The following is a 21,961-nucleotide window of genomic DNA, read 5'->3' on the forward strand; positions in this document are numbered from 1 at the left end:
TAAATAGTGTATAGTGTTTAGTGTATAGTGTATAGTGTATAGTGTATAGTGTATAGTGTATAGTTTTTTATTCTTCATTCTTAATTCCTCATTCTTAATTCTTAATTCTCCATTCTCAATTCTCCATTCTTCATTCCTCATTATTTAAAGGGTTGCCCCCAATATTGCCAAGACTCCTTATTAAAAGGCGATCGCCACTTAACAATTAAGTTTTTTTCTATGGTTTGACGTAACTTTCTATCCGTCGGCATTCCCCAGAAAAAAGCACTACGAATAAGCACATTTAATTTATATTTGCGATGCAATTCAATATAACTTTGAATATAACTTTTACAGTCATGATTAATCCATCTTTGAGAGGGAGATAATTTCGTTTCTCCTATATATAAAAGTAAATTAGTATGAGTATCTAAAATAAAGTAAAGACAACTTTCACTGAGGTTATAATTCGGTAAATCATAGAATCTGTCGGGATGAGTTTCAAGGGAAAATGGATCGAATATATCCACATCTGCCATGGTATTTGTTTCTAAAAAATTAGTTTGTAAAGATAAATTTTTTCTCTGGTTTTGTTGATATTGATAAAGATTATTTTTCCATGTTTCTAAAAAGTCTTTACTCATGGCAAAATCTGGAGTTAAATTAGGTTTTTTGACATCATAAATAAACTTTGTTTCAAATAAACTTAATTGCTCATTATTCTTTTTTTTGTGTGGATAATGGGAATAGGACATTTTTCTAAAAAATATAGATCGATCGAACTAATAAAAATTAAATAATTTAAAAAAGTATATAAGGGAAAAAATTAAGGTTTTAACTATAGACAATTTGAGATTATATTGCGAATTGTTAAGAAATTGACCTATAATTATAATAATTATTTAAGCAATTATATCAAAGAGGAGTTTGGAGAAAATGCCCCATACTATTGTAACCGATGTTTGTGAAGGAATCGCCGATTGTGTTTCAGCTTGTCCAGTAGCGTGTATCCATGAAGGACCAAGCAAAAATATCAAAGGTACAGATTGGTATTGGATTGATTTTGATACCTGTATAGATTGTGGAATTTGTCTTCAAGTTTGTCCAGTGGAAGGTGCTATCTTAGCAGAAGAACGACCAGAATTACAAAAAACCCCTGTTTAATGTCCATTTTTGCTAAAATTAACCCATAAAACTTAATTACATTAATTAACATCAAATATTATGATAATTTTACCCGGTACAGTAGTTACAGTGACTAACGCAGAAGATATTTACTACCGTTTTGAAGGTTTAGTACAAAGAGTAACGGATGGTAAAGCCGCAGTATTATTTGAGGGAGGAAATTGGGATAAATTGATTACTTTTAGGTTATCAGAATTAGAAGTTGTTGATCCCAAAAAGAAAAAATAACCCTTTTTCATAGTGAAAATTGTAGGTTGGGTTGAGGAAACGAAACCCAACAAAAATGAATCGGATATAACAGGAAACTTTTGTTTTAAATCTTTGTTTTTGATGAGATTTTGATTGAATGAAATATCGCCGTTTTGGAAAAACAGAATTAAATTTATCGGTATTTTCTTTAGGTTTAATGAGATGTTGTTATGATGAATTACAACTTTTAAATACTGTAAAAAAGGCTTTAGATTTAGGTATTAATCATTTTGAAACCGCTAGAGGTTATGGTAAAAGTGAGCAATATTTAGGATTAGCGTTAAAAAAATTAAATATTCCTCGTGAACAAATATTTATTACCACTAAATTAACCCCTGTTAGTGATAGTAAAATCATGGAAAAATGGTTACATGAATCATTAAATAATTTAGGTATTGATTATATTGATTGTTTAGCTATTCATGGGATAAATACAGAGCAACATTTGCATTTATTAACACAGGAAAATAGTTGTTTAACGGTTTTACAAAAAGCCCAAAAAGAGGAAAAAATTAAACATATTGGCTTTTCTACTCACGGTGATTTAGATTTAATATTAAACACAATTTCTACAGGATTTTTTGATTTTGTAAACCTTCATTATTATTACTTTTTTCAAAGAAATTATCCTGTTATAGAATTAGCGAAAAAAAAGGATTTAGGGGTGTTTATTATCTCTCCTGCTGATAAGGGAGGGCGTTTATATAATCCTTCGGCTCAATTACAAGAAATTTGTCAACCTTTATCCCCTTTATTGCTTAATTATCGTTTTCTTCTGCTCGATCGAACTATTACAACTTTAAGTGTAGGTGCTAGTAATCCCGATGAATTGATTTTACCCTTATCCGTAGCGGATGAAGATGGAGAGTTAACACCTTTAGAGTTAGAAAAATTTAATCAAATAGAAGATACGTTGAAAAATACCTTAAAGTTCGATCGATGTTCCCAATGTTATCAGTGTTTACCCTGTCCAGAAAATATCAACATTCCTGAAATTTTAAGGTTGCGAAATCTGGGGGTAGGGTTAGCTATGAAAGATTATGCCAGTTATCGTTATCAGATGCTAGAGAATGCAGGACATTGGTTTTGGGGACAAAAAGGGGATAAATGTACCGATTGTGGAGAGTGTTTGCCTAAATGCCCAGAAAATCTTAACATTCCTGAGTTATTAAGGGATAGTCATAATCGATTTAATGGTGGTACAAGGAGAAGATTATGGGAGTAACTTGAGTGAACCATAGCAAAAATACCTGAGTTCGATATAAAAATAGGTGAGGGCTGACTTGGAAGACTCCGAAGACAGGCAGATTATATTTCTGGTGAATGAATAAAATTCTCTCAAAAGTACATCAAATATTGAGAATTTTTCTCCCCGTCCACTTGTCCACTTGTCCACTTGTCCTCCTGTCTAGTTTTCATCATTTTCTTTATGTCGAACTGAGGTAAAAAATGATGATAGTTACCCTCGCCAACACAGAGAAGAGTTGAACATTGTTCAACCCCTACATTTATACCTATGCTGATGTAATAAACTCATTTAACGTCATAAAGTCATCTTTCGTTAAGTTAACGGTATTGATACGGATAAAGGTATCATTATTGGCATCAAAACCAATACCAGATTGATTGATAGCGAGGAAGTGTTGAGTGGGTGAACCACTTAAAGTCAAGATACCAACTTGATTGATTTCTAATTCACTTAATCTGGTAATAACTTCACTCATGCTAGAAATCGTACCGTAATTAATCACATCAATTATGTCATTTTGAACCACAATTTTATCCCCTTCACTAGCATTAAAGTCCATAATGTAATCATAAGTATTTGAGTTCATAGGCTGAGTGGGATTTAGAAGGGAATCTCTGGCTGAAGGATAAACGAAATAGTCTTTTCCTGAACCTCCCGTTAAAGTATCAGCACCTGCCCCCCCCACAAGGGTATCATTGCCACTACCTCCATTCATTTGATCATTACCGCCGTTGCCGATTAATAAGTCATTATCAGCACCTCCACGCATCATGTCATTATCAGAAGAGCCAATGAGAGTATCATTACCGACATCACCATCAAGGATACTTGTACCACTTTCACTGATGATCATATCATTGCCTTCTCGCCCGTAAAGAGCATCATTTGCTCCTCTGCCGTTGATGAAATCATTTTGAGGAGTACCAATAATGGTATCACTACGGGGTTGTCCAGAAAGATCACCAATCATTTTATTACTGGGAATCCAAGGGTTATTGGAAACTTGAATATAAACTTCGGCACGGTTGGAGTTTAATAAAGAATCGTTGGCAATGAAGGATAGTTTTCGTAAACCTTCATATTGATTAGTACTATAACTGATGTTTTGAATTAAGGTATCCGCTTGTGCTTGACTTAATTCTTGACTAAAAGTGATGACTAGGGGAGTGCCATTAGTGCCACCGCTAAAAGTTCCAATCTGTGTTCCTGCGATCGTCAAAGTATTGTCTGTATCATCAACAATAATTCCAGAACCCGAACGAATATCAATAGTTTCTCCAGTGTTATCCCCGCCAAAGTAGAAACTAGAGTCGTCAGCTAAACTGACGGTTAATGTTCCATTTGTTTTTAAAAACTCCTTATCATAAATATTTGCTTGGGGTGAACCAGAAGGATTAACTAAGCTATTAATGACCAAATTACTGGAATTAGGGGCAGTATGAAAGAATTTTCCATCTAATTCATTGATAACAGGAGGGGTGTTCAGATTCCCCGGCGTATGGATATTGACTTGTTGACTGATGGCACTTGTGATGTCATTTACTCCCATGCTTCGGCTTGTTAAATCAATTCTTGCACCATTGGACAACCCATTAGTACCAAAGGCTGTACTAGCACCGTTACCATTAATACCATTATTATTATCAATAACTCTAGCTTGTAATGGAGGTGCATTCGTACTTCCTGACACGGGAACAAAACGAATACGGGTAGTGGGAAATAGCACTAAGGAATTAGTCTCACTAACATTGTTGGGCATATTTGTCCAAATGCGTCCTGCTAGGTATTGCCATTGTCCTTGGGCTGATGTTGTATTTCCCGTAATAGCTACCGCTAATAAACTATTAGCACTACTTCCTCCCACAACTTGATCCTTGCTATCGTCAAAGTTACCATTAGTCGTATTAAATAGATTACTTAGGGCATAGGAGGGAGGAGTACCAGAACCCGAATATTGGGGTTGGGATAAGAAAATATCCTGGGGTACGACGGGTCGATCGTTCACGGGGTTAACATTAATATTCACAGTACGATTGATAATATTCGATGCACCGACAACACCGCCGATCGAACCAGTATTTCCTAAGTCATTAACTCGAATCCTTAAAGTATCAGCGTTAGTACCGATGGCATTATAATCTTCATTGCTTAGATAAGTGAGACTAGCTAGGGCATTATTAAGATCAGTTTCAGTTCCTCTGATGACAATGAGCGAACCGCTAGAACTTGTACCTGCGTTAAAAGTTAGTCCCTCGATCGTACCGAGGTTCAAAGTACCATTGTCAACACTTAATCGGACGTGCAAAATACCACCGAAATCGTCTGGATCATCAAAGGAAATTTGATTAGCACCTGTAAAGCTAAAGGGAGTATCTTCAAAGGCGGTGACGTTGACAGGTCGAGTAATAACGGGAGGATCATTGGTAGTACTAACGTTAATATTAATTACTCCCGTAACAATACCACTATCAGGATTACCGAAAGTGCCACCATTTTGACCATCATTAACAGTCACGGTAAGTTGTGCCGTTTGTTCAGAGTTAGGATCACTTGGGGCATAAACTAAACCATTGGCAAGAGCTTGATTAATCGCATCTTGTGTTCCTGTTAGGGTAATAGTATCATTACCGTTATCTGTTACTATTGCACCGAAAGAGTTAGTAATGGTTAAGCTACCGTCTGGATTACCACCTTTTGTGACTGATAAGGTGACTGTAAAGAAATCCGTTGCCCCATACTGTAAATCTACAGCATCATCAAAGGAAATAGCATTACCATTAGCAGTACTAAAGGTCAAACTTGTACCACTAGCGAGAGTTTGAGTAACTAGGGGTATTGTTAAAGTGGGATCATCATTACTAGGACGGACGATCGATCTCAAGTTAACGGTGTTATTATTATCACTAAAAGCTGTTGTACCACCTGCATTGACAGGACGGGAATCAATGACATCACCAGATTGTAAATTAGGATCAACAGAATCATCCACTAAACGAACTCTTAAAACTCCGGGATTGCCGTTATAATCAGGGTTAGGATTAAAACGAACGAAAGTATCTTTGTCTAAAAACAGGGCATTAGCGGATATGTTGCCTGTATTAATATTTTGCCAGTTACTTCCATCAAACCATTGCCAAGTACCTTGATCAGCAGTAGCATTATTAACGATAACAGCGATTCCTGCTAAACCATTAGGAGATGAACCATTGTTGGCAGTTTGATCATCAATACTATCATCAAAGTTAGGATTGAACAGGTTGAAAACGGTATCACCCAAATTTGAAGAATCCTCTATGTCTTCATTGATTCTGATGATGGGATTTGTGCTATTGGCAAGGCGACGGGGTGCATCATTTACTGGACTAATATTGATAGCGATCGAATCTGTATTACTAGAAAAAGGACTAATTCCTCCCGTTCCCGTTGTAGTAATATTAAAGGGTTGCCCATTAGTGCCTTCACTTTGATCCCATGCACGGAAGGTAATACCACTGTTAAGAGTGCCGTTTAAATCAGCATTGGGTTGGAAGTATAAACGAGTATTAGCATCATCAGCAAGTAGTAAAGCATTACTTTCTGAGATTAAGTTAGGATCGATCGAACTCCAATTAGTTCCATTATTAGTAGAATACCAAAGAGTACCGAGATTATTAACATTGGTAATGGCAATACCAAGATTAAGACTATCCACATCGCTGATACCGCCCACAAAATCAGAGATTAAACTACCTACTGCACCCACAGGAGGAGGATTATCTTCTGTGGAACTTAAAACAGGATTAATGTTCGTATCTAAAACAGGAGCATCATTAACGGCTGTGATAGCAATTGTACCTGTAAGAGTATCAGAATTAAGAGCCGTTACACCTCCTGCATTCCCCCCCGCTTGAATGTTATTACCATCACTGACAAATATTTCATAAGTCCGAACGACACTAGCACCAAAATTGGTGGGATTATCACTAGAACTTCTGTACTGAATATTATCAAGAATATTGTTAACTTCTGTCAGAGTTGTATTATCAGCGAGGGAGATAATAAGAGGGTTACTACCATCACCACCGCTCACACTAATACCAGAGGGTAATGTAAAAGTGGGATTAATCTGTAAAATATCTCCGCTTATTCCATTAGGGATTCGTGCGGTAATTGTACCCGCACCAAAAATGGTGGCAGATAAGCCATTGGTAGTTGTTAAGTCAATATCTGTAACGTTAGCATTACTCAGTAGGTTGACAGGTTCGATCGAATTTCCTGTGCCTGTTGTGTTGTTTTCTGTAACAGAAAGATTACCATGATTAGCATTTAAAACAGGAGCATCATTAACGGGGGTAATGGGTGCAGAAAGAGTAATAATATCTGACCATGTGCTAGTCTGGGTTAAATTACCACTAATATCAACACCTGCATTATTGACGCCACTATTAAAAGTTTGGGTAGTATCGGCAACTCGGATACTTAAAGGATCGGGATTACCGTTAAAGTTAGGATTAGGTACAAAGCGTAATTGTGCATTGACGGGGAGAATTAAAGCCGAACTGTTAGAAACTGGAACTGAACTCACATTAACCCAATTATTCCCATTATCGATCGAATATTGCCAATTTCCTTGAGTAGCAGTATTACCAACGATCGCAATACCTCCAAAGTCACTACTAGCATTTCCGCCACCAGTGATTCCAGTTTGATCATCCGTTGCGTCACTATAACCGAAGTTAGCACCCGTAACTATTAAGGGGGTTGTGGTATTGTCTTCTAATGTGCCTGAGATAGTGGTATTAGTGGCTGTGGGTCGATCGTTGACGTTAGTTATACCATCACTGGTAATCGTTACTGTGTCACTTGACCATGCACTTGTACCTCCCACTGTGCCAAGATTTTTGAGATCACTACTGTCGTTACTAGCAGTTAAGGCATTAGTGCCATCAGCTAAACGAACGGTTAAACTACCGGGTGTACCAAAGAAATTAAGAGCAGGTACAAAGCGAATTTCTCGCCCTGCTGGAATAATTAGAGCATTTGTATCAGATAAGCCACTGACTGGAATATTAATCCATCCTCCACTACCATCGCTGTATTGCCAATTTCCTTGTCCCGCCACATAATTTGTGCTACCGATAACGGCGATCGAACTCAGGGGAGTAGCATTATCTGTGCCGATGGCTGTAGTTATGTCATCTAAAGCATCAGAATAATTGGCATTTGTAATCAAGTTAGTAATAAGTGTACCAGTGGGTTCAGTATCTTCCATAGCACTACCAACGCTAACTGTACCTGTAGCAATGGGTGCATCGTTAACAGGATTAACATTAAGAGTAATGGTATTGGGAATTGGATCTAAATTAATCCCATTGTTATCAGTGCCTCCATCATCTTCCACTTGGAAGGTAAAACTAGCGTAATTATTACCGTTTTGGTTAGCAATGGGGGTAAAGACTAGCCTTCCTGCGGTAATATCGGCAACATCGATAAAATCTCCAGCATTAATAGTATTACCGTTATTGGTTAAAGTGCCATTAGTGGGTAAAGTGGTAATTTTTACTCGATTTAAGTTATTGGGTTCGATCGAATCTTTAGGATCACTAAAGCCAAAATCAGCTACAGTGAAAGTATAAGATTGATCCTCATCAGTGGTGATGGTATTGTCTGCACCGCTAGGGGCATCATTAACAGAGGTGACACTGGTGGTTAAAGTGACAGCATTATTGGAGTTACTGTAAGGAGTAATGCCACCACTAAGGTTAGTATCATCACTAACATTAACCGTTGTGCCAGAAGTTACTGCACCTGAAGAATTATCAATAAGACGGGTAATTAAACTGCCGGGGTTGCCAAAATAGTCTTCCACAGGCACGAAACGTAATAAGGCATCGGGTGCTAAAACAAAGGCACTGCTAGAAGATACGGGAGGTAAAGCAGTCCAACTTGAACCGCTATCAGTAGAATATTGCCAAACACCTTGAGTGGAAGCATTAGCATTATTGGTTGTAATAGCGATACCTGCAAAATTGTTAGCAGATGAACCACTATTAGCGGTTTGATCATCCCTTACATCAGAAAAAGTAGGGTTAAATAAAGAATCAACTGTTGCACCATTAATATTAGTATTGGCTTCATCCTCTAAAATCGATGCTAGGGTTGTAGTAGGACTGGTGCGAGTGGGAGCATCATTAACAGGATCAATGGTAATGCTAATAGTATCGGTTTCATTAGAAAAAGCCGTTGTGCCTCCCGTAGCGCTGATATTAAAGGTATTGCCATTGCTTCCTTGAGTTTGATCCCAAGCTCGGAAGGTGATACCAGTATTTAAAACACCATTAATGTCTGTATTAGGGCTAAAGAAAATGCGAGTATTGCCGTCATTTGCTAATAATAAAGCATTACTTTCAGATAAAGTTCCCGTAAATTCTGTCCAACTTGTACCATTATTAGTGGAGTAATAGACTGTACCTAAATTACTGGCGTTGGTAAGGGCGATACCATTTGGTACGCCAAACCCATCAACATCGCTGATTCCTGTTACAAAATTATTGATTAAGAAGCCTACTTGTCCACTTGGTACACCTATATCTTCAATGGTAGAAATACTTAAGTCAGGGGTAGCATCTAAAACAGGAGCGTCATTAACAGCGTTGACTGTAATGGTAGAAACCCGATTAACATTGTCATTGAAGTTATCGTTAGTATATGGTACGCCATCAACTGTAAAGGTATTATCAGGACCAGTATCTCTTAAAGTAGTAATGGTAACAGTTCGTGTTCCCTCTGTGGGGGATTGGCTATTATTTTGATAAGTGATGCCATTAACTAAGGTGTTAATATCCGCAGGAGTAACGCCTCCCCCTCCTGTTTTGGTGATGGTTAAACTTGCTAATCCACTACCATCAACCGTCACTGTCACTGTATAGCCATTAGCGGTATTGACGCTATTACCATTAGTTAAAGTAACGGCACTTCCACCAATATTCAGAATTTCATCAGCACCATCACTAACGTTACTAACAGTTAATTGCAATTGATCTAGTTCTTGTCCAGATTCGATCGTACTGCTTGTCGTGTCACTAAATAAATTGACAGCTGGAGCATCCTCGTTGTAAGTGGGATTTAAAGAATTTGCATTGAGGATGGGTTCATCATTGACGGGGATAACATTAATGGTTGAGACTAAATTAGGGTTACTGCTATCAATTCCATTATCATTTGTACCGCCGTTATCAGTAATAGAAGTAATGATGACAACTCGATTCCCACTTGTAGGGTCTTGACTGGTGTTTTTATAGCCTAAACTATCAACTAAACTGTTAATTTGTGCTTCCGTTGCACCAGTAGCATTATTAAGGGTGATTGTAGCGGTGCTACCACTGAAACTGACCGAGCCACTAAAACCGCCTGTGTTGAAAGTTGCACCATCCGTCAAGGTAACTGTTGTACCATTAACGTCTAACTGTTCATTGCCTATGTCAGTAACATTACTAATGGTAAAGACTAATTGATTAATTAATTGTCCAGATTCGATCGAACTTGCTACCGAATTATTAAATAGGGTAGAAAAAGCAACGGTATCCTCTACATAGCCTGGATTTAAACCAGTGGCGGTTAAAGTGGGTGCATCGTTAACAGGAATTACCGTAATGTTTCTGGTGGCTGTGCCAAATGCAGCAGTAGCAAAACCATCGGAGTTAGCATCGGTGACGCTATAAGTAATAGTACGGGTAGCATTAGTCGGATCATCACCAGTGTTAACAAAGGTAAGAGAACGTAAAACCGTTTCATAATTCGCAATGGAATCTACACCCGAAAGAGTTAAGACTCCAGTACTAGAATTATAATTATCAAAGGTAATATTTGTACCGCTTATAACTTGACCAATAGTAGCACCATTAATATTTAAAACATCACCTGTTCTGAAACCACTACTAATAGAAATAATGGCACTTGCCATCTGGGTATCATCTGCATCGGTGATGGTAAGGTTATTATCAACGAGGATAGGGGTATTATTGCCAATTTGTCCTGCCGCTTCGGTAAAGGTGGCATTACCAGAGGAGGTAGTGACGACGGGGGCATCGGGCATCGGGGTAATAGTAACGTTAATTGCTTGGCTAAAACTTAACGCTCCGCCACTACCCTGAGAGCCTGTAAAGATGGGATCGCCATTGATACTGTTACCATCGTTAATGGTATAGACTAAACTAACGGATGTGGGTGGTTTGTCACTACTGTTAGCATAGGTAATTTGTTGTAAAGTACTATTAACTCTGGCAGTGGTAGCATTATTGTTAAATTCGATCGTTAAAACACCATTTGTATTGGTAAAAGTACCGATCAAAACTCCCCCTACCACTACATTACTGCCACTGAATACAGAACCTCCAAAAATATCTTCGGCATTGGGAGTAAATGTACCATTATTACTACCGTCAACTGTACCCCTTTGAATGGTTAAAACTGAGCCACGCCAATTATTGAATAGTTCTAATTCTGGGTCTTTTAAGATAGCATTATTATCGATGAGGATAGCACTACCATTTTCGATATAGGTATTAGGGGAAGTAGCATCTAATTGATCAAAGGAAGGTCGATCGTTGGTCTGAGATACATTGATAGTAATACTTTTCTCATCAGTTAAATTATCTCCACTTCCACCGATAAGAATACCACCATTACCTAAATCTTCCACAAGAATAGTTAGGGTGGCGGCAAGATCAGAATTAGAGTTAGTGGGAGCATAAACCAATCCATCGAGAGCTTGATTAATTTGTTCTTTTGTTCCTTGTAAGACAACAATATGAGCATTACCATCACTATCTGTTAAACCCGAAGCCCCATTAATAGTTAAAGTACCATCAGGATTTCCACCTTTTAAGACTGTGAGGGTAACTCGAAAATTATTAACCGCATTAGGGGTGTTCGTAACATTGAAATCATTAGGATCGTCGATCGAAATAGCATTACCATTGGCACTGCTAAAGGTGATACTTGTATCGTTAAGAATCTGAGTATTTGGAACTGTCGCTACAGGGGCATCATTAACAGGGGTAACATTAATACCTACCGAGGCGATCGCCGTTTTAACCGCTCCTTGTCCTACACTACCAACGCCCACCGCCTCAATGTTTAAAGTATCAACACCATTAGTAGGATTAATACCGTTAAAGTTAGGATCGCCCGTATATCGGAGAGAATCGAATAGGGCATCAATGGCGCTAGGCACAAAAGAACCAGTTATGTTAACTTCATTCGTTCCTTGTCCTGTGATAGTAAAACCAGAAGGAGGATTAACAAAAGACAAAGTACCATTTTGTACCGTCAATTTAACAGTATTGTTGGTAGTTTGGAAAGTGTCAGCATCTCTTATTTGTATGCCACTGAAAACAGCTCCACTAATTTCATCTTCTGTAACCGTTACGAGATCATTGGGTATGGTGATAGTAGTGTCATCGTTGTCGGTAGAAACATTGATATTAATTACTCTCGTTACCGTATTGTTAGCATCATTTAAAGGCAATGTACCGCCATTCGTACCCTGATTTAATGTACCTCCATTTGCCCCAATGACATTACCGCTACCATCATAAAGTCGATCGTCCACGGTTACATTAAGCTCGATCGTCTGGTTTAAGTCAACATTAGTTTGATAGGTTAAATTATTACCACTCAAAGCAGTATTAATAGCGCTTAAAGTACCCTCAATAATTAAAGGTACTCCATTACCGATTGCTGGATCATTTTGATTTACATAGGCTAAACCCGTAGCAGGATTAATAAATGTAATTCCCGTTTTATCGATTAAGGAAAGTTGTCCATCATTAAAAGTATCACCGATATTTTGAGAATTAAAGGCTTGGGTTAGTTTAGGATCGATCGTGACTCGAATTCTATCAGTTTCTCCATCCGCAACGTCAACTAAATCAATATCCGCAACGCTAATACCAGTGATAGGTAAAGGTGATGTAGAACCTAAATTAAAAGGAATAGTGGGAGTAGTTAAAGTTGGTTTATCGTTGAGGGGATTAACCTTAATGCTAAACGTTGCTTCTTCGGTGGTTGCCGCACCATCACTGACAGTAAATTTAAAGAAGTCAGCAAAATTTTCTGAACCATTATGTCTGTAGCTTAACAGTCCATCATCAATGTCTTTTTGAGTGAAGGTACTACCAACTCCTAAAGCCTTTCCATTAAGAAATAATGTGCCGTTAGTGACTCTTTCGGTGATGCGATATTGTCTTTGAATACGGTTATTGTCTGGATCAACTGCTTGTAATAAACTATTAGTAATAGTGGCAGTTGCACCTTCATTTAAAGGAGTTAAAAAACCTAAACCTTTATTCGTGGCTGTAGCAACTTCTCCGGGTAAAGGATCGGGGATGATAATATCGTTGTCAGGATTGATAGATGATGTTAAAGGTACGATAGGAGTATCATTGAGGGGGAAAATATCAATATCAACATCAACTGGATCACTAATACTATTGAGTTGCCCTTTGTCATCCCTGACTTGAACTGTAAACTGATCACTAAAATTCTCTGTGCCATTATGACGATATTTTAGTTCATTGCCAGTTAATAGGGATGAAGGATACCATACATTTAGCTGTACTTCTTCCCCAGTATCTACTTGACCATTATTGTTAGCGTCAATAAATAAAGTACCATGATCAGGTAATGCGGTAAATTGAAACTCAAGAGTATTGCTAAAGGCAAATTTTTCAGGCGAAAAATCAATATCAAGGGGTGTCAGAGTAAGATCATTCTCGTCAAAGGGAGTAATTTCTAAAGTATCAATAAACTCGAAACTATTGTCATACTTAAATTTAACCCTTCCTTCTAGTAAGTGATCTTTACTAATATCCGTACTGAGATCGATGATTATGTTTCCTACAGCATTGGGATCTCCACTTCCATTATTATCAATAAATAATGTGCCATTGGTAGGTAAGGAATTAACTCGAAAATACTCTATGTCTGAATTATTTTTAAAATCTTCGCTAGGAAGTAATAGAAGGGGGTTATTGGGTTTATCACTAGATGGATCGTTGTCTTTATCTTGTAATCTGATTTTGGCTTGATCGATCGTTGTGACACCATCTTCTTGAAGGGTTATTCTTTGAGGTTTACTAACAGTAGGGGTATCATTGATAGGGATAATGTCGAGGGTAAAGGGATCAAAATTAGGATCAGTTTTCGTGTTAATACGAACTTCCCCACCCGCACTAACGGTATAATTAAAGCTACTGATAAACTTTTCGCTACCATCATGGACAAAGCGAATAGTACCCTCTGGAATTGTATCATTTTCTAAATCTAGGCTTAAATCACCTACGTTGATGTCTGCTTGGGTAAAGGTACTACCCTCACTTAATTCTACCCATTTTCCTTTTATGGCATCATATCTTTCTAGTTTACCATTGCTTGGTAAGTCGAGAATAGTATAAACGGTTTGTTCTGGAGGAACGATGAAAGCGGCTGAGTTAACAAAAACAAAGTTTAACATTGCCGAGGTTAAAACTCCGCTTCCTCCTTCTGTGGTTCGATCGCCAATAGCAACATTTAAGAAATTGTTATTAGTAAAAGTGACATCCGCATCTAATTGAGGAGAGTTTTCGAGGGGAGTACCACTATCTCCACCAAAACCCGGACTTGGAGCAGTAATTACAGGCTCAGGATCGGGATTAGGTGTAGTGATATTAATATTAAAAGTCTTAACAGCTAGTTCGTCATCATTCGGATTATCTCTTACGCCCCCCTCTCTTTCTACTTTAAAAGGTCCATCTGGGATAAGAGTAAACCTTGAGTCTCTGACTTTAAAATCAAAGGAGTCAGTGATAACAGTAGTTCCATCTAGCTGATGAACATAACGTACTCTCCCTTGATTAATCTGTTCTTGAGTAAAGAAACCACCAATTCCTAAAGTTCTCCAGTCTTCGGGATCACCATCGGGGGCGATATTAACTTGTAAAATTCCCTGACTTGGGCGAGTTTGGAGGGTATAAACTAATTGCGGAGGAAGATTATCATCATCTGTAACCAATAAGTCTGTATCTTGAAGAATATAAACATCCCCACCTTCAACATCAAGAGGATTTGTTGAATTTCGATTGTTAACCAAAATCGGGTCATCGTTAACCTCTTTAATTTTGATAACGATCGAGCTTGTGGTGGTGGCAGGTGTACCAGTTCCTCCTCCAGCGTCCGTAACTTCAACAGTGAAGAAAGGAGGAAAGTCTGGATCAGGTTCTGTTCCGTTATGCTCAAAAGTCAATAAACCTAGTTCATCTCCACTAATAACTAAACCATTAGAAACAGCAAAACCGTTAAAACGAAGTGTTCCCTGTCCATTGTTAACAACATTAAGGATGGTAATAGTGGAATTAGCTGGAGTATCGAAATCATCTCCTAGAAATAGACCTAAGGGGATAATCCCAGTAGTGCCTTCATAAATGGCAAAATCGGCTGAAGCAATGAAAGGGGCTACATTTACTGGAGTTAAATTAATATTGATGGTAGTTTCATCGGAAATACCGCCACCGCCATCATTAACCGTTACCTTAAAGCTATCCGTAGTAGTGGAAGAATCATCGGGGTTAACGTCACTACCATCATGGATGTATCTAACGTTTCCTATTTGGTTGTAAGAAAATACCGAGCCAACCTGTAAAATTTGCGTACCGAGTCTTAGCTGTCCTTTACTTGGCAACTCGGTAATCTTAACGATCATCTGTTGGACTTCTTGTTGCCCTGTAGCAATGTCAGGATCAACTAAACCAAATTGCCCTCCGCCTTCGGGTGTATGGGCAATAAATGTAATTTCTCCACCCTCTGCCACTGTCAGAGTAATGGGGGTTAAAGTGGGAACATCATTTACCGGGGTGATATTGAGGCTAATGGTCTTATCATCATTGGTTACTACAGGAGGATTTATTCCATCATTAATTGTGCTGATGACAGAAATATTGAGAAGTTCTATACCGTTAGCGTTGGCATTAGGGGTAAATATTAAGGTTGCTAAAGCGTCATTTATTTCTGCAAGAGTTCCTGAAAAAGTAAGAGTAGTTCCAGTAAAGGTTTGATTATCTGGGGTAATAATAGTAAACTGTCCGAGAATATCATCCGTTGAATCTACGGTGATAGTAATTTCGATCGAGGCGCTAGGATCAGCAGTAATACTGAGATTATTCCCAAAGATTAAGTTTGTATCTTCGTCAAAAATGTATTGGAAGGGAGTTAAGTTGGTATCGTTAATAGTGATAATCATGGTTAGCTCTTTTTAATGGGTGTTAAGATAATATACTTAAATATTTTTATTGATTTAAAGACGTAATTTAAAATATTGTAAAGTTAATATAAAGTTTGTGTAAAGTTAATATAAAGTTTGTATAAAGTTAAATTATTTTTCAGTGAATGTACATAAAAATTTAAGTTTTGATAACTTAATCTTTGATATATATAGACTTTAAAGATTTGAAATAAGATTAAAAAATAACAAAATTAGGATTATCTTCAATAATAACATAAAAATTTTGTTTTTATATTTTGATTCTGATAGTTGATTTACAAAAAATACTGGCAAAAACTTAAGTGTTAAATTTTAAGTATTAAGTACTCAAAAAATCTTTTGACAAAAAAGCATACTTTGATTCTTCAATTATCCTCAGTAGAAACACCCTCAGTACAACCTCAGTTCGACATAAAGAAAATGATGAAAACTAGACAAGTGGACAAGTGGACAAGGAAAAAAATTCTTAATTTTTGATGTACTTTTGAGAGAATTTTATTCATTCATAAGAAATACAATCTGCCTGTCTGCCTGTTTTCCAAGTCAGTCCTCATCTATTTTTATCTCGAATTCATGTAGCACAATTGTCAAAATTTAATAAATTTCACTTGATAAGTAGGGTCTGCTGAAAAAGTATTTTGATGAAGGTAGGTATCAGGCATCAGGTATCGGGTGTCAGGTTAAAGAATGAAAAATCAAGGTTTTGAAGCGTTATCTCTTCAACAAATACACAGGTGTATTGTGAATAATCAGATTTGAAATACCCTGTTTTTGAGTAACAATTGCCAAAATTCGCACTTTTTTGTGAATATAGTGTGTCTAAACCATTGATTTTAATAACTTTTTGATTTATTCAGCAAACCCTAAGTAGATAGGGAAAATTAATTGTATGTTTACTTTGTGAAAGGCAAAAGGCAAAAGGCAAGAGGCTGATTCGACTACCCTCATCAACTGGGCTTAATTGTCTGATTTTTGAATGACGATCGAATCCTGTATTACTTGAGCAAAGTAACCTTGATGAAGACTTGAGGTTCGATCGAGGTTCGGGGCTTCAATTAACCTCACAACGGCTTCTATTTGCTCAAAATTGGGCATGGTTTTCAATTTTTGTGCTAAAAACATCTTTACTACCCTTCTGCGTAAACTGAGGGGTTTATCCTTGAGGCTCGATCGAGTTAAACTATCATCACGGTAGGCTAAATTAAAGAGTTTTTCGGCTTCTTGAGTCAAAAATTCCACATCTGCTCGTAAAATCTCTGCTGTTTGAGCTAAATGTTGTTCTATCTTTGGATTAAATTCTTTTTTGATATGGGGTATTAAATCGAGACGAAGGCGATTACGCGCAAATTTTTTATCCTCATTATATTTGTCTTCCCAAATAGGCAGTTGTAATTGGTGACAAAAACTCAGGGTATCACTGCGAGTAAAGTTGAGTAAGGGGCGCACTAGGGTAATATTATCAGTAAGTTTTCTTGTCCAATTTAACGCGCTTAACCCTTCCATTCCTGCCCCCCTAATTAAGTTATACAGGAAAGTTTCCGCTCGATCGCTCAAAGTATGCCCCGTAATCAAGTAATTATATTGATGCTTAGTAGCGACATTGATTAACCCTTCATAGCGGTATTTTCTAGCTTGGGCTTCACTTTCAGGGATTTTTTGTTGTGCTTTTTCCAAATAAAACTCTATACCCCAATCATGCGCTATTTTTTGAACATGATCCGCTAATCCTTCATCCAATGTCCAACCATGATCATAGTGTACGATCGAAATTTGCCATTGCCATTTTAATTGTAAATCTAAGCATAACTTAGCTAAACAGAGGGAATCTTGTCCTCCAGATACTGCAATTAAGATTTTGCTCTTTTTTGGTAATAGGTGACGATCTTTTAAAGTTTGATGTAATTTACTATGATAACAAGTCCACATTCTTTTAAAATTCCTTTTCAGTTATTCTTTCACATTTTGTTACATATCATTTATGATAAATAAATGTGTCTTAAAGAATTTTTGTGGTTTGACCATGATAAATTCTGATAGCTGTGTTTTTCAATCTTGAAAACACTTATTTCCATTAAGAGTCATCCTTGAGAGAAAAACCCATTGACTCTTAATACATTATCAATATAGAAAACTTTATTATGGCAAAAGATCTCAGTAAATATAGAAATATCGGTATTTTCGCCCACGTTGACGCAGGTAAAACTACCACTACAGAAAGAATCCTTAAATTAACTGGTAAAATTCACAAAATCGGTGAAGTTCACGATGGTGCAGCTACTACTGACTTCATGGAGCAAGAACAGGAAAGAGGTATTACCATCCAATCCGCCGCTACAAGCTGTTTTTGGAAAGATTATCAATTCAATATCATTGACACCCCCGGACACGTTGACTTTACGATCGAAGTATATCGTTCTCTCAAAGTTCTTGATGGTGGTATCGGTGTATTCTGTGGATCGGGTGGGGTTGAACCTCAATCAGAAACTAACTGGCGTTATGCTAACGATTCTAAAGTAGCTCGTATTATCTATGTTAATAAGCTCGATCGAACTGGAGCAGATTTCTACCGTGTAGTTAAACAAGTTAAAGAAATTTTAGCCGCCGAACCTTTAGTAATGGTATTACCTATCGGTGTGGAAACCGAATTTAAAGGAGTAGTGGACTTATTAACCCGTCAGGCTTGGATTTGGGATGATTCTGGTGATCCTTTTGCTTACACTATTGAAGACGTACCCGAAGACATGAAAGAAGATGTCGAGATGTACCGTGAACAGTTAATCGAAACGGCGGTACAACAAGACGATGACTTAATGGAAAAATACCTCGAAGGTGAAGAAATTGCCATTGATGATATTAAACGTTGTATCCGTAAAGGTACTCGTGATATGTCTTTTTTCCCTACCTATTGCGGTTCTTCCTTCAAAAATAAAGGGGTACAATTAGTTTTAGACGCTGTTATCGACTATTTACCCGATCCGACAGAAGTAAATCCTCAACCCATTACTGATGTGGAAGGTAACGAAACTGGTGAATTTGCCCTTGTGGATGCTAACGAACCTTTACGCGCTTTAGCCTTCAAAATTATGGACGATCGATATGGTGCTTTAACTTTCACCCGTATTTATTCAGGGGTATTAAGTAAAGGTATGACCGTTCTCAATACCGCTACAGGTAAAACCGATCGTGTTGGTCGTTTAGTGGAAATGCACGCTAACGATCGTATGGAGATCGAATCTGCTCAAGCAGGAGATATTGTTGCCATCGTGGGCATGAAGAATGTGCAGACTGGTCACACTTTATGTGATCCTAATAACCCTGCAACCCTTGAACCGATGGTATTCCCTGATCCCGTTATTTCGATCGCCATCAAACCCAAACAAAAAGGCGGGAACGAAAAAATGGGTCTTGCCCTTTCTAAAATGGTACAAGAAGATCCCTCTTTCTACGTTGAAACAGATCAAGACAGTGGCGAAACCATCATTAAAGGTATGGGTGAATTACACCTTGATATTAAAGTGGACATCCTCCGCCGTACTCATGGGGTAGAAGTAGAAGTAGGTAAACCTCAAGTAGCTTACCGTGAATCTATCACCAAAGTTATTAACGACAGTTACACCCACAAAAAACAATCTGGTGGTTCAGGTCAATTTGGACGTATCGACTACACCGTTGAACCAGGTGAACCAGGTAGTGGCTTCCAGTTTGAATCGAAAGTAACTGGTGGTAACGTACCCCGTGAATTTTGGCCCGCAGTACAAAAAGGGTTCCAAGCTAGTATCGTTAAAGGTGTTTTAGCAGGATTCCCTTGTGTGGACTTAAAAGTCACCTTAACCGATGGTGCATTCCACGCTGTGGACTCCAGTGCGATCGCCTTTGAAATTGCCGCTCGTGCAGGTTATCGTCAATCTATCCCTAAAGCCGGTCCTCAGTTATTAGAACCTATTATGAATATTGATGTATTCACCCCTGAAGATCACATGGGAGACGTTATCGGTGATTTAAACCGCCGTCGTGGTATGATCAAATCTCAAAATACAACTCCTATGGGTGTCAGAATCAAAGCCGAAGCACCTTTAAGCGAAATGTTCGGTTATATTGGCGATTTAAGAACCATGACTTCAGGGCGTGGACAATTCTCTATGGAATTTTCTCACTACGCACCTTGTCCTAAGAACGTAGCTGATGAAGTAATCAAAGAAACCAAAGAGCGTGAATTAGCCGCCGCTAAATAATCATATTTGGTTCGTAGTTCGGGCTTCTAGCCCGATTTCATATTTGGTTCGTAGCTTGGGCTTCTAGCCTGATTTCATATTTGGTTCGTAGTTTGGGCTTCTAGCCCGATTTCATATTTGGTTCTTAGTTTGGGCTTCTAGCCTGATTTCGATCGAAATCTATGAGACAGGTAGTGTGCTATAATCCTTAAAGAAATAAATGATCCTGTTGGCGAAACATATCCTAACATAAACTTTGACAAACATCCCGATAAGTGAGTGGAGAAAAAGATTAATTCTCAATTCTCTATGATTCGTTGTTCAGATTAAGCAATCAAAGGTTAGAATTAAATTTCGATAGCTCAAAGATGTCTTGTAGTAAGTAAATCAGGGGGTAAACTGGTGAATGACAATGTAACTATCGCAAAAAATGATTCTCGCCACGAATTGAGAGAATTAGTGAGTTCTCAATTAGAGATTATGTTAGAAACAAATAATCTTGAAGGTGCAAAGGCTTTATTGGTACCCGTGCAACCGGTGGATATAGCGGAAGCGATCGAATATTTACCCCCCTCCATGCAGTTAATTGCGTTTCGATTATTGAATAAAACCGAAGCCATCGATGTTTATGAACATTTGGAGTCTAGTGTACAACAAGCCCTCATCGAAGAATTTAAACGTCAAGAAGTGTTGGATATTGTTGACAAAATGTCACCAGACGATCGAGCTAGGTTATTCGATGAGTTACCTGCTATGGTAGTAAGCCGTATTTTAGAGCAATTAAGCCCCGAAGAAAGACAAGCTACGAATTTGCTATTGGGTTATGAGGAAGACACCGCAGGAAGAATAATGACTCCTGAGTATATCTCCCTTAAACAAACTTTAACCGTAGAAGAAACTCTCGATCGAATCCGCTCCTTAGCAAAGGCTTCTGAGTTAATCTATTATATGTATGTAACCGATGCCTCCCGTCATTTAGCAGGTATCGTTTCCTTGCGAGATTTAGTCTTACACTCCCCCAATCAAACCTTAGAAGAAATTATGACTAGGGATGTGGTTTATGTTAAAACTGACATGGATCAAGAAGAAGTAGCTAAACTAATTCAAAGATATGACTTTTTGGCTGTACCCGTAGTCGATAAAGAATTACGCCTAGTGGGTATTGTCACCGTAGATGATATTATCGATATTTTAGAAAGAGAAGCCACCGAAGATATTTACGCTTTAGGGGCGGTACAATCAGACGGGGAAAACTACTTTCAGACAAATCTTTTTACCGTAGCTAGAAGACGGGTAACGTGGTTATTAGTCTTGTTACTTACCAATACCGTTACGGGAAGTATTATTGGGGCGCAAGAAGACGTTTTAGCTAAAGTTACGGTGTTAGCCGCTTTTATTCCTTTGTTAATCGGGACAGGTGGTAATATTGGTACTCAGTCATCTACTGTTGTCATTAGGGGTTTAAGTACGGGAGAAATGAATGATTTAGGCACACCGAAAGTTATTGCAAGAGAAGCCTTAGCAGGGTTATTATTAGGCTTAATTCTAGGTTTTTTGGCTACTATTTGGGCTTATTTATTACCTCAAACGGGAAGAAATATTGTTGTAGCAACATCTGTGGGAGTGAGTTTAGTAGCGATTTCTGTATTGGCTTCGGTTTCTGGATCGGCTTTACCTTTTCTATTTAAGTCGATTGGACTCGATCCCGCTTTGATGTCTGCACCTTTTATTACTACTGCGGTGGATGTTTTAGGAGTATTGATTTATTTTACCATTGCTCGTACAATGTTAGGGATTTAAGGGGGAGTTTCT

Annotated in this window: 8 protein-coding genes; 5 read left to right on the plus strand and 3 right to left on the minus strand. The window is 37.9% G+C overall.

Annotated features, from left to right (window positions below; translation table 11 throughout):
* Positions 1-140 precede the first annotated feature (140 nt).
* Positions 141-734, minus strand: a complete 594-nt coding sequence (locus ACN4EE_RS14510) for a GIY-YIG nuclease family protein (protein ID WP_431707170.1) — start codon at positions 732-734, stop codon at positions 141-143.
* A 181-nt stretch (positions 735-915) separates the two neighbouring features.
* Between ACN4EE_RS14510 and ACN4EE_RS14515 the strand changes: the two genes are divergently transcribed.
* The 3 genes from ACN4EE_RS14515 (at position 916) to ACN4EE_RS14525 (ending at position 2,638) form a co-directional block, all read left to right on the plus strand.
* On the plus strand, positions 916-1,143 hold the full coding sequence (locus ACN4EE_RS14515) for an indolepyruvate ferredoxin oxidoreductase subunit alpha (RefSeq protein ID WP_041922657.1): 228 nt from the start codon (positions 916-918) through the stop codon (positions 1,141-1,143).
* A gap of 60 nt (positions 1,144-1,203) precedes the next feature.
* Positions 1,204-1,392 (plus strand): NAD(P)H dehydrogenase subunit NdhS, encoded by a 189-nt coding sequence (locus ACN4EE_RS14520; protein WP_431707171.1) that lies wholly within the window; start codon positions 1,204-1,206, stop codon positions 1,390-1,392.
* 118 nt (positions 1,393-1,510) lie between these two features.
* Positions 1,511-2,638: an aldo/keto reductase gene (locus ACN4EE_RS14525; RefSeq protein WP_431707172.1), complete on the plus strand. Its 1,128-nt coding sequence runs from the start codon at positions 1,511-1,513 to the stop codon at positions 2,636-2,638.
* 289 nt (positions 2,639-2,927) lie between these two features.
* On the opposite strand, the gene ACN4EE_RS14530 is transcribed toward ACN4EE_RS14525, so the two are convergent.
* Entirely contained in the window at positions 2,928-15,917 is a 12,990-nt protein-coding gene (locus ACN4EE_RS14530) for a cadherin-like domain-containing protein (protein ID WP_431707173.1), read from the minus strand.
* A gap of 978 nt (positions 15,918-16,895) precedes the next feature.
* On the minus strand, positions 16,896-17,864 hold the full coding sequence (gene tilS / locus ACN4EE_RS14535; RefSeq protein WP_431707174.1) for a tRNA lysidine(34) synthetase TilS: 969 nt from the start codon (positions 17,862-17,864) through the stop codon (positions 16,896-16,898).
* Positions 17,865-18,076: 212 nt separating this feature from the next.
* Between tilS and fusA the strand changes: the two genes are divergently transcribed.
* Entirely contained in the window at positions 18,077-20,170 is a 2,094-nt protein-coding gene (gene fusA / locus ACN4EE_RS14540) for an elongation factor G (protein WP_431707175.1), read from the plus strand.
* Between the two features lie 381 nt (positions 20,171-20,551).
* Entirely contained in the window at positions 20,552-21,949 is a 1,398-nt protein-coding gene (gene mgtE, locus ACN4EE_RS14545; RefSeq protein WP_431707176.1) for a magnesium transporter, read from the plus strand.
* The last annotated feature ends 12 nt before the right edge of the window (positions 21,950-21,961 follow it).

The organism is Geminocystis sp. CENA526, from assembly GCF_050753365.1.
In the GTDB taxonomy this organism is placed as follows: domain Bacteria; phylum Cyanobacteriota; class Cyanobacteriia; order Cyanobacteriales; family Cyanobacteriaceae; genus Geminocystis.